Source organism: Novosphingobium aureum (genome assembly GCF_015865035.1).
Classification (GTDB): domain Bacteria; phylum Pseudomonadota; class Alphaproteobacteria; order Sphingomonadales; family Sphingomonadaceae; genus Novosphingobium; species Novosphingobium aureum.
Genome location: NZ_JADZGI010000002.1, coordinates 479,118 through 494,935, shown reverse-complemented (window position 1 = coordinate 494,935; position 15,818 = coordinate 479,118). Strand labels below are relative to the sequence as shown.

Genomic DNA, 15,818 nt, shown 5'->3' with positions numbered 1-15,818 from the left:
TGTCGCACCGGCTCGGGGTGTCAGGAAATCAGGTCCATCAACATGCGCGGTGAAGCGATGACGAGGCAGGTATCGTCGCGGGTCACGATACCACGCCGGATCAGCACCGCGATCGCGCGCGAGGCAGTCTCGCGCGTTGTATTGGCGCTGAGCGCCAGTGCTGTGATCTTGGGCGGGGGCGCAATCCGCGCGCTTTCTCCGGCGAGCGAGAGCAATTCGGCATAGACCCTTCCCGCTGCGCTGTAGGTCGTGCGCGTCACCATGCGATCGAGTGCGCGATCGAGCTGGCGGGCAAGCAGCCGGGCCATGCCTGCGCCGACCTGCGCATTGCCAGCGACGACCTCGGCAAGCCGCGTGGCTTCGAAGCGGAGCAGCGTCGCCTCGCTTGCGGCGCTGATCTCGGCGCGATGGGTCGAGGCTTCCGGAAAGGCTCCGAAGCCTTCGCCCGGCCCGTACTGGGCCAGTTGCTGGCGCTGTCCATCGACCCCGAAGGCATCGACGCGCACGGCACCTTCGGTGACCAGCCAGAAATGGTTCGCAGGACCGCCTTGCGACGCGAGGATATCTCCTGCGGCGTGCTGGTGCACGCTCACGATGTCGGCGAGGGTGCTGGCCGAATCCCGCTCGCAGCGGAAAATGGCGCCGATTGCCTCAATCTGGTCATCGTGATTCAAGGCCTGGCCCCCGGCGGCGGACGATCGCCCGACTTTTTCGGTGCGCTAGATTCCGCCTAAGCGCAGAAATTTCAAGATGAATCTCCCTTCAACAGGGGGGCGTGATCTGCGTCACGGGAAAAATGCGGGTGTGAGCCTATGATTGCCTTGCGACCCGAAGGTGGCTCTTGCTGAGCGACCTTTTTCCTGGCCCGGAAGTCCCCATGCTTCCGGGCCCGTTTTTTGCGCCGGATATGGGCGCTGCTTGTCGCGTGCGTTTCCAGGCAGGAACACGAAATGCGAACGGGCACCGGTAACGGGCCTTGTGGCGCGTTACCGGTGCCCGTCAGGCTATGTTCTGGTGTGAGGCGGGCGGTCGCGCAGACCGCCCGCTCCGGAGCCGATCAGGGGCGGCCGACCGAGGTGTAGGTGAAGCCGACTTCGGCCATGTCCGCTGCCTTGTAGATGTTGCGCAGGTCGACCATGACCGGGGCCTTGGCGATCTTCTTGATGCGATCGAAGTCGAGCGCGCGGAAGGCGTCCCACTCGGTCACGATGACGACCGCGTCGGCGCCCTCGATGGCCTCGTAAGTGTCCTTCTTCATCTCGACCTGCGGCATCAGCGGCGCGGCGAGCTCCATGCCCTCGGGGTCGAAGGCGGCGACGCTGACGCCCGCATCGACGAGGGTCTGGGCGACCGCGATCGCCGGGCTGTCGCGCATGTCGTCGGTGTTGGGCTTGAAGGTCAGGCCGAGCATGGCGACCTTCTTGCCGCGCGCGGCGTCATGGCCGCCCAGCGCATCGAGCACCTTGCGGCCCATCGCACGCTTGCGGGTGTCGTTGACCTTGACCACCGCCTCGACGATGCGCACCGGGCTGTCGTAGTCCTCGGCGGTCTTGAGCAGGGCGAGCGTGTCCTTGGGGAAGCACGAGCCGCCATAACCGGGGCCGGCGTGAAGGAACTTGGAGCCGATGCGGTTGTCGAGGCCGATGCCCTTGGCGACGTCCTGCACGTTGCCGCCGACCTTTTCGCACAGGTCCGCCATCTCGTTGATGAAGGTGATCTTCACCGCGAGGAAGGCGTTGGCGGCGTACTTGGTCAGCTCCGAGGAGCGGCGGCTGACGAACAGGATCGGCGATTCATTGAGGAACAGCGGGCGGTAGACTTCGGCCATGATCTCGCGGCCAAGGTCGTCCTCGGCACCGATGACGATGCGGTCGGGGCGCTTGAAGTCGCCGATTGCGGCACCTTCGCGCAGGAACTCGGGGTTCGAGACGACGGCGAACTTGTGTGCCGGGTTGCATTCCGAGATGATGCGCTCGACCTCGTCGCCGGTGCCGACGGGCACGGTCGACTTGGTGACGATCACCGCTTCGTTGGCGAGGTTCTCACCGACTTCCTTGGCGACGGCATAGACGTAGGACAGGTCGGCATGGCCATCGCCGCGACGCGAGGGCGTGCCCACGGCGATGAAGATCGCACTGGCGCCTTCGATGCCCTCGGCCAGATTGGTGGTGAAGCTCAGGCGGCCATCGCGCACGTTGCGTTCGACCAGTGCGTCGAGGCCCGGCTCGTAGATGGGCATGATGCCATCGTGCAGACGGTCGATCTTGCTCTGGTCCTTGTCGATACACACGACGTCGTGACCGAAGTCAGCAAAGCATGCACCGGAAACAAGGCCCACGTATCCGGAACCAACCATCGCAATCTTCATGAAAACCTCTTCGGCTTGAAAGGTGATTATTGCATAACGTCAGGCAAGCAGTAAGCCAAGCAGGCGCTGTACCTGCTCGCTGTGCCTTGGTTATTTTAACTTATAGTTACGAAACCAATCGACGAACCGGGGGACGCCGATCTCGATCGGGGTGGAGGGCGCATAGCCGGTGTCCCGGGTCAGCGCCGTGATGTCGGCATAAGTGGCGGGCACGTCGCCTGGCTGCATGTCGAGCAGGTTGAGCTTCGCCTTCACACCGCAGGCCTCTTCGAGCACCTCGATCAGGCGCATCAGGCGTTCGCTACGGTGGTTGCCAATGTTGTAGAGCGCGTGCGGCTTGGTGCTGCCGCCCGCCTTGACGCTGCCATCGGCGGCAGGCGCGCGATCGAGGCAGGCGAGAATGCCGCCGACGATATCGTCGATATACGTGAAATCGCGCTGCATCTCGCCGTGGTTGAACACGTTGATCGGCTGCCCGGTGAGCATGCGCTCGGTGAACAGCCACATGGCCATGTCGGGCCGGCCCCATGGGCCGTAGACGGTGAAGAAGCGCAGGCCGGTCAGCGGGATCGCGAAGAGATGGGCGTAAGTCTCGCTCATCAGTTCGTCGGCGCGCTTGGTTGCGGCGTAGAGCGAGACCGGATGGTCGGTGCGATCCTCGACCGCGAAGGGCAGCTTGGTATTGCCGCCGTAGACCGAGCTCGAGCTGGCATAGACCATGTGCTCGACCCCGCGAGCGCGCGCAAGTTCCAGCATGTTGACGTGGCCGGCAAGGTTCGAGGCGACGTAGGCCTGCGGGTTCTCCAGCGAATAGCGCACGCCTGCCTGGGCACCGAGATGAACGATGCGTGCGAAGTCGTGACCCGCCAGCGCTTCGGTAAGCGCGGCCATGTCCGAGAAGTCCCGCTCGATGAACGTGAAGGGCGCACCACTGGCCTGCGCGAGCCGGGCGAGGCGTGCCTGCTTGAGCGATACCGGGTAATAGTCGTTGAGATTGTCGATCCCGATGACGGCCGTACCACGCGCCATCAGCGCTTCGCTGACGGCCGCGCCGATAAACCCGGCCGCGCCAGTAACCAGGACCGTCTGCCCATGAAATTCCACGAAACTTCAGCTCCTCATGCGGCGCATATGGCCACTGCCGGGTTTAACTGTGCCGAGAACCGGGGCGGACGGCGAAGGGATCAAGACATTACCAGAGACTTTGTTGCATTGCGGTGTAGTTTAAATTTTTCAGCGTCACCAGTGGTGTAAACCCTGATTGTCCCAATTCAGAGCAGTCTTGTCGCGGCGGCGCCGCGGCGCGCTGGAAATCTGTCCGGAAAATGCCTTGGACACGGTGTTTTCGCAGGCTGAGGCGTTAAGTTCGCACTTCGCGCATTCAGGGGCAGTGCCTCAGAAGCGGGTGCGCAGCGACAGGCCAGCGGAGGTGACGTCTCCAGCCTTCATTCCAAAGCTGCGGGTCGCGTAAAGATCGAGATCGAGGCGGGGAAGCAGCGAGAGACTGGCGCTGGCCCCGGCTTCGTACCAGCTGTCCGGATAATGTCGGCTCTTGAGTTCGGGCAGTATGGCGCTGTCGTCGACAACCGGCAGCAGGAGGGCGGAAACTCCGTTGCTGCTCCACTGGCGCGCGGCGAGCAGGCCAATGAAGTTCCGGCCTTCCGGGCCAAATGCGCGGTCGAGGCGCAGGTTGGCCCCGCCGGTCCAGGTCGGCTCGTCGGTCTCGAGATCGGGCAGTCCGCTGTTCTCGGGCGCGGGACGCAGAAGCTGGCCATGGGCATAGGACACGGCAAGTGTCGGGGTCGCGTACCATCCCGGCGAGAGCGTGATCACATGTCCAACGTCCGCACCGACGGCGAAGTAGGGGCTGGAGGTCGCTCCGGTACTCTCGCGGCTGGCAGGCTGGTCTGTGCCGGTCTGGCTGATCCGGCCATAGCGCTGGCGACCGATGCTGACCCAGCCGTCGGTGACCCAGTTGTCGAAATTGCCGCCAGCGCCCAGCGTACCGATGAAGTAGTCGGAAGGCAGGGCGGTATCGGCTTGGACGAGCGTCCCGTGGTAGCGCATCACACTTGCCCGAAGGTACCCACGGCCCACGCTGCGGGAGAGTGCCAGCGACTGCCAGGAACCATCGGGCCCTGCATCGCGCGCGCTGAGCCCCGCAGATACGGAAGCGGACCATGGCATGACCGAAGGGGGCGGCGCTGCCACTTCGTCGCGCGCGGTCGCCTCGTCCCTTTGCAGATTGGCCTGAGCCTGATTGCTTTCGGCCCTATCGCCCTCGCTACCGGGCGTTTCCGGGAGCACCTGTTGCGCGCTGACCGGCTGTGCGAACAGCGCGCTGGCTGCAATAATGAAGGCGGATGTGCGTGCACCGAGGCGTCGTGTGGCGTGCATCAGCCTGCCTTGCGCGATGTGCTTGTCGCTGTTGCAGGCAGGCGCAGGCGGGTGATGAAGCCGGCTGGGTCATGCGCGAAGGACACGTCGCCTCCGTGCGCTCGTGCGATCGAGCGACATACCGCGAGGCCGAGCCCCGAGCCCTTCTTGGCCGACTTGCGCGCGCTGGCGCTGCGATAGAAGGGCTCGAATACGAGGTCGAATTCGGCCTCCGCAAAGCCTTCGCCGTCATCGACGATCTCGACGATGGCCTCCCCGGCGCGGAAATCGAGACGTACGCAGGCGCGTTCGCCATACTTGACCGCGTTCTCGACCAGATTGTCGAGCAGCCGACGCATACCGACCGGGTCGACGTCGACCACGACTGCCACCCCAGCGGCCAGCGTCACGTCCGCACCCACCAGCCTGGCATCCTCGATGCTTTGCGCGACGAGATCGCCCAAGAGCACACGCTCGCGTGCGCCCGGCGCGGAGGCATCATGAATGAAGGCTATGACCTGGCTGATCATGGCCTCCATCTCGGTGACCTCCTTCAGTAGCCCTCCGCGCTGGTCGTCGGGCACGTCCTCGATGCGGAAGCGCAGCCGGGTGAGCGGGGTGCGCAAGTCGTGGCTGATCGCGCCGACCATGGTCGTGCGATCCTCGACGAAAGCGCGTACGCGGTTGCGCATCTGGTTGAAGGCAATAGCCGCGCCGCCGATCTCTGCAGGGCCGGAGAGCGGCGGGATCTGCGCGCTGGGGTCGCGTCCGAGCTGTTCGGCCGCACTGGCGAATTCGCGTAGCGGCAGCACGATACGCCGGGCAAAGAGCCAGGCCAGAGGGCTGATGATCGCCAGCGAGAGCGCGAACCACACGATGACCCGGCGCTGCCAGGCGTTGGGGAAGGGCTCCTCGCGGGGGGCGACCGCGATCCAGCTGCCGTCGCCCTGGCGTGCGGCCGCGACGAAATCGCCCTCGATGAACGGAGGGGAGGCGAGGTTGAAGATCGAATCGTGCTGGCGCCGGAACGGAATCGGCTGCGCTGTGCCTGCAGGACTGCCCGTCACGGCGGCGTCGGCATCGCCGGCTCGGGCCTCCGCGTCTTCGCCAGGCGGCTCGAGTGCAACGGTTTGCGCCGGAACGGCAGGGGCATGCGTCTCCATGGGGCGAGCCGTGGCGGAATCCGCGCGGGGAGCCTGATCGGATCCGGCTGTTCGGGTAGCAGGCGGGGACGAGGGGGCGAAGTCGACAAGAGGAGCGCGCAAGGACTGGCTCGCGCCGATGCCCGGCGGCAAGCCCCCGGCCGTTAGCGAACCTGTGCCCATGCCCGGTGCGCCCGTTCCCGGAGGCGCCATTCCCGGAGTACTCCCTCCCGGGCGGGCTTCTGATGCGCTTGCGTTCGAACCGCCCGGAGTGCCGGGAGCCGCCGGGTCGTACCCAGCGCCCGTGCCTGCGGATGGCCCCTCGGTCATGCCTCCGCTAGGGCCTGAAGGAGGCTGCTCTCCCTGCGCCGGGCCGGCCGGAGGGCTGGCGGGCCCGGGGCGGTTGCCAGGAGGCTGTCCGCCGGGAGAGTGTGCACCCGGCGCGCGTGTCGCCGGAGCGGCTGTTGGAGGACGCATCGCCCCAGCGCCAGTGCCTCCCGGCATGGTTCCCGCGGGCCTTGCTCCTCCCGGTATCGTGCCGCTGGGCATTGTCGGTACACGCGCAGGGCGGGCTCCCGGGGGCATGCCGCCGGGAAATCCGCCCGGAGGAAGTCCTCCGGGCGCTCCGCCGCCACCGGGAGGCGGTCCGCCCGGAATTGCCTGTGCCTTCGCACTTTCTATCAGCCATGAGGAAAGGTCGGCAGTGGCGCTGCTGTCGGTATCCATCTGTGCCAGTGGTGAGCGTGTGCTTGTCGGCACCGCCACGCCCCCGACGGGGAGCTGGGTATAGAAGGCCAGGACGATATCGCCCGGAGCCATGTCGAGCCGCGCGGCGAGCGCATTGCGCGAGGATTCGGAGACCAGCCAGCCTTGACCCGAAATGTCGGGAGGCCCCGTCATGTCGCGGCGTTCGAGAGCATCGGGTATCGTGCCTTCAGCCAGCGCGGCAGCTACGTCGTCTAGGTTCCAGCGCGCGGTCGGGCGCGGCGGGATCAGAACGGTGAGGGCGAGCGTGACCAGCTGCGCGGCAACCAGCGCGCAGACCGGGATCGCGATCATCTGCAGCGCGAGCGGCAAGCTCCTTGCGCGCGGTAGGGCGAGGCGTCTCATGGCGCCGCCAATGCCACGAAGCGGACGGATTTGCGATCCGCGCAATTGTCGCAGGATGCCTCATTGTCGCGCAACTGTCGCAGCGATTGCTGGGGGCGGGATATGCGGAGCAGGGACAGGAGAGAGGGACACGTCCCTCCTGACCCTGCTCCACGTTCCCATGGCCGACAGGCCACGGGAACGGTCACCACGGAACACGCCGTGCGTTGCACGAAACGGCAACCGTGCAGGCGTGGAAACTCTGGGTTCGACTCATGAGCCGAAGATGCACCGGGCGATTATCAGCGATCCGTGTCACTTTGGCGACTCCAATCGACTTGTTCGGGATGCGGACAGTCATGGCTCCGAGCCAGCCTCGGACATGGCGCGAAGGCGGGCGGGACAGGCATTCGCTGGCCGATCCGGGATCGCCGAGGGGCAGGGCGGGTGCGACATCGAAACCTGACACGCGACGATCCCGGTACCCTTCCTCGCCTTGGCGGCAGCGAGGAGGGTAGCTTTGCGCGCCGCACACCTTTTGGAGTGCTGCGTGCCATGCCCTTGTCAGACCGTGAGGTTGCCTCGGTGTTTCATCGCGTTACGGCTGGGTAGCAATCGTGTCGCAAGCTGTGTCGGTAGCTGAAATCGCTTGGGCATAGCGACTGTGCAAATCCACATGATGCTTCTAGAATCAAACGCGATGGACATGCAGACCCGTATCCTGATCGTCGACGACGACGAGGGCATCCGTACGCTTATCGGCGATTATCTCGCTCGGCACGGCTACGAGACAGCGGTGGCCGAGGACCCCGCCGCCATGCGCGCGCTGCTCGAGCGCGAGAACTTCGACCTCATCGTGCTCGACGTGATGATGCCGCGCGAGGATGGCCTGTCTGCGCTACGTCGGCTGGGGGCGGGCGCGCCGCCGGTAATCATGCTTTCGGCGGTTGGCAGCGACGTCGACCGCATCGTCGGGCTCGAGATGGGCGCCGACGACTATCTGGCCAAGCCGTGCAACCCGCGTGAGCTGCTCGCGCGAATCCGTACCGTCCTGCGCCGCCGCGCTGTGCAGGACGGCAAGGGGGCGAGCGAGGAAGCGCCCGGTCCCGCTGGCGCAGGCGATGCGGGTTCGGGCGATTGCCTCTACTTCGCAGGCTGGCGCATGGACCTGGGCTTGCGCCTGCTGGTCGATCCCGCGGCACAGTTGATCCCCCTCTCGGATGGAGAGTTTCGCCTGCTGCGCGCCTTTGCCGAGCATCCGCGGCGAGTCCTGACCCGCGACCAGCTGCTGGACTGGTCGCGCGGCGAGGATAGCGAGCACTATGATCGCGCCATCGACGTCCAGCTGTCGCGCCTGCGTCGCAAGTTGTCCGAGGGTGAGGGCGGCGGCGACATCATCCGCACCGTGCGCAACGAGGGCTATCTCTTCGTGCCGGCGGTGACCACGGGCACCCCTGCCTGACCGGCAAGCGGCCCTGCGTGGTCAATCGCTCCTGCCTCTAGTGTTGCAGCGGGCGCACGTCCCTCACGACATTGTTGCAAATCGCCTGAAATCCAGCGGCAAATCCGCACTGACATTGCTTCCGGCACGATCCGTCCGCGCGCCCATCTCGCGCGGACCTGTACGAGGAGTGACGTTGAAATGGATGAGCACGGCAAGGGTCTCGGCGAAGATCTCGAGCGCATCGCGGGGCAAATGCTCGCGCGGCGCAGGGCGCTGGCGTTTCTGGCGAGCGCCGGTACGAGCGCTTTGCTGGCGGCATGTGGGGGCGAAGACGCTACCGCTTCCACTTCGAGTTCGGGTTCGACTTCCGGATCGTCCTCCTCCTCATCGGGTTCGACGACGGATTCTTCGACCGACTCATCCTCGAGCGACGATACCGCCAGCTCCAGCGGGTCGGGTAGCTGCATCGCCGATCCGAGTGAGACCAACGGGCCCTACCCGGCCGACGGCACCAACAGTTCGGGCGGCTCGACCTCCAACGTGCTGACCAATTCGGGCGTGATCCGATCCGATATCCGGCCCAGCTTCATTGGGTCGACGACGGTCGCGCAGGGCATCGAACTCACCCTCGAGCTGCAACTGGTGGACGTCAACAACGGCTGCGCGGCGATCGAGGGCGCGGCGATCTACATCTGGCATTGCGATGTCGACGGAAAGTACTCGCTCTATTCGAGCGGCGTCACGACCGAGAGCTACCTGCGCGGCGTGCAGGTCACCGATTCCGAGGGCAAGGTCACCTTCACCTCGATCTACCCGGCCTGCTATTCGGGGCGCTGGCCGCACATTCACTTCGAGATCTTCCTCGATGGTCTGACCTCGGCCAGTACCGGGCGCACGGCGGACCTGATCTCGCAGCTGGCGATGCCAGCCGCGACCAATACCGAGGTCTACACCGGTGACAGCCGTTACACTTCGAGCATCTCCAACTACAACGGGTTGTCGCTCTCGTCCGACAACGTCTTCGGCGACAATACCTCGGCGCAAGTCGCGCAGATGACGCCCTCGGTCAGCGGTTCGCTGACGGCGGGCTATTCGGCCACTGCGCTCATCGGCATCGCTGGCTGATCGCATTTTCTTCTCACGAGGCTTGCTGCCGCCCGCATTACCCCCGCCCGTCGCGGCGTGAAATGCGGGCGGTTCGATCTTGCGCAACGCCCGTTATCCTCTCCAGATCGAGACCCCGTTTCCATGTCCAGATTCCATGATTCCGTCAGTGTCGGAGCCCTCGTCCTCGCGCTCGGCTCTGCGCCGGCGATGGCCGCGACGTCCGTGTCCACCGAGACCACTACGCCGCTCGTCACCTCGAGTGCAGGCGATGTCACCGTGACCGAGGATGGTTCGATCGTTCTCACCAAGGGTTCCGCGATCACCGTCGACAGCAACAATGCGGTCGATCTCGAGGGCGAACTCGACCTGGGCGATGCCGACGGCGCCGTTGGAGCCAGCGGCATCACAGTCGCCACTGGCACGAGCGCCGATATCTACACAGGCGAGGATGCCGCCATCAGCGTGCTCGAGGACTTCGTGCCCGAGGACGAGGACAGCAACAGCATCGCCGACGGCGAGATCGCTTCGGCCAGCAACCGCTATGGCATCTACTTGGCCGGAGACGCAGCTGGCAGCATCACCAACGAAGGCTCGATCGACGTCGAGGGCCTCGATTCGGGGGGCATCGTGCTGGCCGGGGACTACACCGGCGATATCTACAACACCGGCTCGATCACGGTCGTGGGCGACAATGCGCTGGGCATTTCCACCAAGGGTGTAGATGGCAACGTTACCGTCGAGGGTGACGTGACCGTTACCGGCGCAGGCGCGACCGCCCTGTCGGTCGCGGGCGACGTGACCGGTGCGGTCACCGTGCAGGGCGCACTGGCACAGTCCTATTATTTCACCAACGATGACGACGACACCATCTCGCTCTCGCGCGCGGCCTTGCGCGAAGGCGCGGCGACGGTCTCGATCACCGGCAACGTCGATGGCGGCATCATCATCGCCGCACCGCCGGTCGACAACGATGATGACAATGACGACGAGGACAACGACGGCGTCGACGATGACGAGGAGGGCACCGGCTCGGTCGTTGCCTATGGCAATGGCGCGGCCATCCAGATCGGCGGTTCGCAGGACATGACTATCGGTGCGGGAACGGGCCATGCCGGCGACTACTCGCTGATCGTGGACGGTTCGGTCGTTGCCAACTCCAGATACAGTAACACCGATGCCTTCGGCGTCGTGATCGGCAGCGATGCGGGCCGCGTGACGCTGACCGATGGGATTGGCGTCACCGGATCGATCCGGGCGACGACCTACGATAGCGATGCGACGGCGCTGCTGATCAAGGCGGGCAGCACGGTCGAGACGCTCTACAATTCGGGAACCATCTCGGCGATCATCTCCTCGCCGGGTGAGGGCAGCACTACCGCGATCCGCGATCTCTCGGGCACGCTCACCAGCATCGAGAACACCGGCTACATCCTCGCCAACGGTTCGAGCACCGACGTTCGCACCGCGATCGACCTCTCGGCGAACACAACCGGCGTCACCATCACGCAGTACCTCAACGACGCGGATGCCGAGACCAGCGCGGAGTACCTCGAGGACAACGAGGTCGACGTCGATCCCACGGTCTACACCCGCATCTATGGCGACATCGCGCTGGGCAGCGGCGACGATACGATCGATGCGTCCTCGGGCACGATCATCGGCGATACCACGTTCGGCGATGGCGACGACACGCTCAGCCTCTCGGGTGATCTTGCCTATACCGGCGACGTCTATTTCGAGGGCGGCACCGGCACGGCGACGATGGCCGATACCTCGAGCTTCGATGGCACCATGGATTTCGCAGGCAACGCCGGCACGCTGACGATCAGCGACAGCGCGACCTACACCGGCACATTCGCCAATGCAGACAATCTCACGGTCACGGTGAACGGCGGTTCGCTGATCGCGGGTGAGGACGAGACGGCCAGTTTCGGCACGCTCTACGTGGGTTCCGAAGGCGCGGTCGGCATCGCGATCGACGGCGACGAGGTCTCGACGATCGACGTTACCAGCGCGACCTTCGCCGATGGGGCGGGCATCACCGCGACGATCTCGGATCTCGCCTCGGCGGAAGGCACTTACTCGGTGCTGACTGCCGACACCCTGACGCTGGAAGGAAGCCTCGAGACCGCGCTCGACCTGCCGTTCATCTACGACGGCACGGTCAGCAGCGAGGACAACGCTATCTCGCTGACGATCTCGCGCAAGTCGACCGATGATCTCGGGATCGACCGTTCCAGCGCTGCGGCCTGGGAGGCGATCTACGCAACGGCGGCGAATGACGACTATCTTGCCGAGAGCCTGTTGCAGGTCGAAGATACGGCGACGTTGCAGGAGCAGACCTCGGGTCTGCTGCCCGACTATGCGGGCGGTGTCTTCGAGGCCGTCACGCAGGGCACGCGTCTCGCATCGCAGCATGTCTCGGACGACACCTCCACTTTCGACATCACCGACGCCGGTGGCTGGCTGGAACCGGTCTACTGGCGCGCCTCGAAGGATGCGACGGGCAGCGCTGGCTACGACATCAGCGGCTGGGGCCTGTCCGCAGGCATCGAGCGGCGGACCCGCATCGGCTACGTCGGCTTCTCCTATGCCTGGCTGCAAGGCAGCGTCGAGGACAACGGGGGATCGCAGGATCTCGACATCGGCGAACATGCGCTCGGCCTGTTCTGGCGTAATTCGTGGGGGCCGCTGATGACTTGGGCGCGGATCGGTGCCGCCCGTGTCTCGGTCGATTCCACGCGCACCTACACAGGCACCATCGACGATACCGACTTCACTTACGATGCCGATGGCAAGTGGAGCGGCTGGCTGTTGTCCGGCCTTGCGGGGGCGTCGTATCGCTATGCCGTCTCGCCCCGCTTCTCGCTCAAGCCCAAGGTCGAACTGGAGCAGTTCTGGCTGCGCGAGAACGGCTATACCGAGGATGCCGACAGCGATGCGATCGCGCTCACCGTCGCCAGCCGCACCAGCAAGTCGACGACACTCACCCCAACGCTGACCGCGGCCTATTCGCTTGGCCGGATCACCCCCGACTATCGTCCGCTCACCTTTCAGTTCGAAGGTGGTCGGCGCGAGGTGCTCGCAGGCGGGCTCGGCGATACCACTGCCTACTTCGGCGGTGGTGACAGCTACGATGCGGGTGATGCCTTCACGCTGACCGGCGATGACATCCAGGGCGCCTGGATCGGAGAGCTTTCGGTGCTTGCCGGGGGCTACGACTTCACATGGAAGCTGTCGGGCCGGATGGAAAAGACGTCCGATAGCACCGACTTCTCGGCTCGCGCGGGGCTTAGTGTCGCGTTTTGACGAATGATCCGGCGTGCCCTTGCGGGCGCAAGGCACGCCGGCGACGTCAGCCTGCTCATGCAGAGGGCTCCGTCACCGAGCTCGCGCGTCGCGCGCGGCCCGGGCGGGGTTGTTCTGCCCTACTTCGACGAGAACTCGAAACGTCAGGCGCCGGCGGCGTGGATTTCGGTAAGCCGGCGTTCCCAGGCGAGGGCATGTTCGACGATGGTGCCAAGGTCGGCGTACTGCGGCTGCCAGGGCAAGGTGGCCTTGATGCGGCTGTTGTCCGAGATCAGCGCTGCCGGGTCGCCCGCGCGGCGGCCTTCGAGGCGGCGCTCGATCGTGCGGTTGGTCACCCGGTCGACCGCGTCGAGCACTTCCATCACCGAGAAGCCGCGGCCATAGCCACAGTTCATCGTCATGCTCTGGTCCGGCTGCGCGATCAGGGCTTCGAGCGCGAGGACATGGGCTGCGGCGAGGTCCGAGACGTGGATATAGTCGCGCACGCCGGTGCCGTCGGGCGTGTCGAAGTCGGTCCCGAACACCGCGACGTGTTCGCGCTTGCCCAGCGCAGCCTCGACCGCGACCTTGATCAGGTGCGTGGCTCCGGCCGTCGACTGGCCGGTGCGTGCCAGTGGATCGGCTCCGGCGACGTTGAAGTAACGCAGCGCGCAGTAATTGATCGGATGCGCACGGCTGACGTCACCGAGCATCGTCTCGGTCATCAGCTTGGACATGCCGTAGGGGTTGATCGGAAGCTTGGGCGAATCTTCGCGCACCGGAGATTCCTCGGGCGTGCCGTAAGTCGCCGCGGTCGAGCTGAAGATGAAGTGGTCTACCCCGCCGGAGACGGCCGCGGCGATCAGGGCGCGGCTCTTTACCGTGTTGTTCTCGTAGTACTTGAGCGGGTTCTCGACGGATTCGGGGACGATTACCGAGCCGGCGAAATGCATGATCGCCTTGATGCCCTGTTCGGCGATGATGCGTGCGAGCAGGTCGGCATCGGCGATGTCGCCCTCGTAGAACGGGACGCCTTCGGGTACGGCGAAGCGAAAGCCCGTGACGAGGTTGTCGATCACCGTGACCGGCCAGCCCGCGTCGCGCAAGGCAAGGACGGCATGGCTGCCGATGTACCCGGCGCCGCCCGTGACCAGAACCGGAACCTTGCGCGTCATGTCTTACCCCCGTGCAGCCATTATGGCAGCGATTGCCGTGGTGGCGATCGTCCTGGCCACCCCCGTGCGGCCGACGTCGCGCGCCATTATCCCCCGACAGGTGATGTGGTCAAACCAAAGTCGGATCGAGAACCGTGCAATCCGAGTGCCGGAAGCAGGCACGGCCAGTCATCCCGGGACCGACCGCCCTGTTACCGGCGCCCGACTTAGCGCGTTGCGAACAGCACGAATGCGTTGAAGAAGGGCGCGGTGCGCAGGATGTCCTGCCACAGACCCTTGCCGCGCGAGAAGCCGACCATGACCACGTCGCCATCGAGGATCATCGGGTCCGGGCTGACGCCGGTGCGGATGTCCTTGAGGTTGAAGCGGGCCACCATGCGCTGGTCGTCGATCGTGCGGAACACGACCACTTCGTCCAGCTTCGCGGTCGAGCTCGGGCTTTCGGCGCGGGCCAGCGCCGAGAGAAGCGAGGAGCGGCCATTAATCTCGTAGACGCCCGGCTTCTTCACCTCGCCTTCGACCGAGACGTAGCTGGGGGCGGCTTCGGCGACCGAGAGTGCGACTTGCGGGTTGATGAGGTACTTGGCCCCGAGGCGCTGCGCGATTTCCTTGCCGACCTCGTCGGCGCTGCGCGTGGCGGCATCGACGGTCCCGATCAGCGGGACCTGGATCTTGCCGGCGTCGTCCACGCGCATTTCATCGGCAGAGATGTCGGGCTCGCCGAAGACGCGCAGGGTGAGGATGTCCTTGGGACGGATCGGGTAGGTGGTGGGAACCGGGATCGATGCCGGGATCACCTCGTAGGCCGCCGCGCCGGTCGGCAGGTTCGGGTTCGGCGTGGTCGCGGTGCAGCCGCCCAGGACACCGGCTGCGAGACATGTTCCGACTACGAGAAATGTCTTAGAGTAATTCACTTAAGGATCTCTCCATTGGGAACTAAAAACTGGTTGCGCTTGGGACTAGTGCGTGGCTCGATTGAGCGCAAGCTCGGTCCATCGCAGGCCGGGGATCGCAGCCCGGCCTAGCCTTCGTCACCGGTCATGTCGGGCAGGGCTGGCGGGCAGGAGAGCGACGCCAGTTCCTCGCGCATGCGCTTCACGCGCGCCCCGCGCGAGCGATGAGTGGGGTCTCGAAACAGGCGCAGCCAGTCCTTGGCATCGCGGCGCGTCCAGTAGGCGAGGCCCTTGTCCACGTCGTAGCCTGCGCAATGGGCTATACGCAGTCCGAGCAGGTCGGCCCGGTCCTCCCAGAACCGGCGCTGGCCAAGCCCGCTGGCTTCATCGTCGCCATAAACCACATGGGCCAGCTCGTGCCCCGCGACGAGCGCGATCTCGTCGTCGTTCTGGGCGAAGTCGATCAGTCTGGAGGAGACGGCAATGTTGGCGCCATCGGTAAAGGCGGCGATGCCCTTGTCGGTCTTGAGGATATAACGCGGCGCGCAGGCCGCTTCGGGCGTTATCGTGACGGTGATGTCGTGCCCCTCGCGTTCGAGCACGAGCTCGATCGGCGAATCACTCGGGAGGACACGCAGGTGCTGCTCCAGTTCATCGGCAAAAAGGCTCGGTTCGTCTGATTCTTCAATAAGTTGCTTTGTGCTCACAGCGTTGATGGAAACGATTGTGTCGCCTGCGCGGACACCCGCGAGTGTTGCAGGACTGCCACGCGCGACGGCTGCCACCTGGGGCAGATCGGTCATGCCGAGCAGCTGTTTCACCGCCTCGCGATCTCCCGGTGCGTAGGCGCCGATATAGTCAACGCTCAATCCTGTCGCGGTGGCTTTGCTGCGGCAAAGTGGCGCTGCAGCATGGTTAAGGCGATAACCGATCTCG

The 15,818-nt window shown here is 65.2% G+C and carries 11 protein-coding genes; 3 read left to right on the top strand and 8 right to left on the bottom strand.

Going from position 1 to position 15,818, the window contains the following annotated elements; all coding sequences use genetic code 11:
* Positions 1-20 precede the first annotated feature (20 nt).
* The 5 genes from I5E68_RS15465 to I5E68_RS15445 all read right to left on the bottom strand — a co-directional run bounded on the left by I5E68_RS15465 (position 21) and on the right by I5E68_RS15445 (position 6,996).
* The gene (locus I5E68_RS15465; RefSeq protein ID WP_197165575.1) at positions 21-674 is read right to left on the bottom strand and encodes a Crp/Fnr family transcriptional regulator; all 654 of its coding nucleotides are present in this window, start codon (positions 672-674) and stop codon (positions 21-23) included.
* 383 nt (positions 675-1,057) lie between these two features.
* A complete protein-coding gene (locus I5E68_RS15460) occupies positions 1,058-2,368 on the bottom strand; it encodes a UDP-glucose dehydrogenase family protein (protein WP_197165573.1) in 1,311 nt (436 codons plus the stop codon).
* A 90-nt stretch (positions 2,369-2,458) separates the two neighbouring features.
* Positions 2,459-3,472 carry an SDR family NAD(P)-dependent oxidoreductase gene (locus I5E68_RS15455; protein WP_197165570.1) on the bottom strand — a complete coding sequence of 338 codons (1,014 nt, stop codon included), beginning with the start codon at positions 3,470-3,472 and terminating at the stop codon, positions 2,459-2,461.
* Between the two features lie 291 nt (positions 3,473-3,763).
* Entirely contained in the window at positions 3,764-4,765 is a 1,002-nt protein-coding gene (locus tag I5E68_RS15450; protein WP_228727225.1) for an autotransporter domain-containing protein, read from the bottom strand.
* The gene (locus tag I5E68_RS15445) at positions 4,765-6,996 is read right to left on the bottom strand and encodes an ATP-binding protein (RefSeq protein WP_197165568.1); all 2,232 of its coding nucleotides are present in this window, start codon (positions 6,994-6,996) and stop codon (positions 4,765-4,767) included. Before I5E68_RS15445 ends, I5E68_RS15450 begins: the two co-directional genes overlap by 1 nt.
* Before the next feature lie 679 nt (positions 6,997-7,675).
* Between I5E68_RS15445 and I5E68_RS15440 the strand changes: the two genes are divergently transcribed.
* The 3 genes from I5E68_RS15440 to I5E68_RS15430 all read left to right on the top strand — a co-directional run bounded on the left by I5E68_RS15440 (position 7,676) and on the right by I5E68_RS15430 (position 12,835).
* On the top strand, positions 7,676-8,437 hold the full coding sequence (locus I5E68_RS15440) for a response regulator (protein ID WP_197165565.1): 762 nt from the start codon (positions 7,676-7,678) through the stop codon (positions 8,435-8,437).
* Between the two features lie 180 nt (positions 8,438-8,617).
* Positions 8,618-9,544 (top strand): dioxygenase family protein, encoded by a 927-nt coding sequence (locus I5E68_RS15435; protein ID WP_197165563.1) that lies wholly within the window; start codon positions 8,618-8,620, stop codon positions 9,542-9,544.
* Between the two features lie 123 nt (positions 9,545-9,667).
* The gene (locus tag I5E68_RS15430; protein WP_197165561.1) at positions 9,668-12,835 is read left to right on the top strand and encodes an autotransporter outer membrane beta-barrel domain-containing protein; all 3,168 of its coding nucleotides are present in this window, start codon (positions 9,668-9,670) and stop codon (positions 12,833-12,835) included.
* A gap of 143 nt (positions 12,836-12,978) precedes the next feature.
* Here I5E68_RS15430 and galE read toward each other — a convergent pair whose 3' ends face one another.
* The 3 genes from galE to I5E68_RS15415 all read right to left on the bottom strand — a co-directional run bounded on the left by galE (position 12,979) and on the right by I5E68_RS15415 (position 15,751).
* Positions 12,979-13,989 (bottom strand): UDP-glucose 4-epimerase GalE, encoded by a 1,011-nt coding sequence (gene galE, locus I5E68_RS15425; RefSeq protein ID WP_197165557.1) that lies wholly within the window; start codon positions 13,987-13,989, stop codon positions 12,979-12,981.
* A gap of 206 nt (positions 13,990-14,195) precedes the next feature.
* On the bottom strand, positions 14,196-14,903 hold the full coding sequence (locus I5E68_RS15420; RefSeq protein ID WP_197165555.1) for a polysaccharide biosynthesis/export family protein: 708 nt from the start codon (positions 14,901-14,903) through the stop codon (positions 14,196-14,198).
* Positions 14,904-15,010: 107 nt separating this feature from the next.
* Positions 15,011-15,751, bottom strand: coding sequence for a M48 family metallopeptidase (locus tag I5E68_RS15415; RefSeq protein ID WP_197165552.1), 741 nt, complete (start codon positions 15,749-15,751; stop codon positions 15,011-15,013).
* Positions 15,752-15,818: the final 67 nt, after the last annotated feature.

What these genes read in the sequence shown, in the direction of transcription:
- I5E68_RS15435 (WP_197165563.1), top strand. Translation starts at nt 8,618, where the DNA reads ATGGATGAGCACGGCAAGGGTCTCGGCGAAGATCTCGAGCGCATCGCG.
- I5E68_RS15440 (WP_197165565.1), top strand. Translation starts at nt 7,676, where the DNA reads ATGGACATGCAGACCCGTATCCTGATCGTCGACGACGACGAGGGCATC.
- I5E68_RS15450 (WP_228727225.1), bottom strand. Translation starts at nt 4,765, where the DNA reads ATGCACGCCACACGACGCCTCGGTGCACGCACATCCGCCTTCATTATT.
- I5E68_RS15445 (WP_197165568.1), bottom strand. Translation starts at nt 6,996, where the DNA reads ATGAGACGCCTCGCCCTACCGCGCGCAAGGAGCTTGCCGCTCGCGCTG.
- I5E68_RS15430 (WP_197165561.1), top strand. Translation starts at nt 9,668, where the DNA reads ATGTCCAGATTCCATGATTCCGTCAGTGTCGGAGCCCTCGTCCTCGCG.
- I5E68_RS15460 (WP_197165573.1), bottom strand. Translation starts at nt 2,368, where the DNA reads ATGAAGATTGCGATGGTTGGTTCCGGATACGTGGGCCTTGTTTCCGGT.
- galE (WP_197165557.1), bottom strand. Translation starts at nt 13,989, where the DNA reads ATGACGCGCAAGGTTCCGGTTCTGGTCACGGGCGGCGCCGGGTACATC.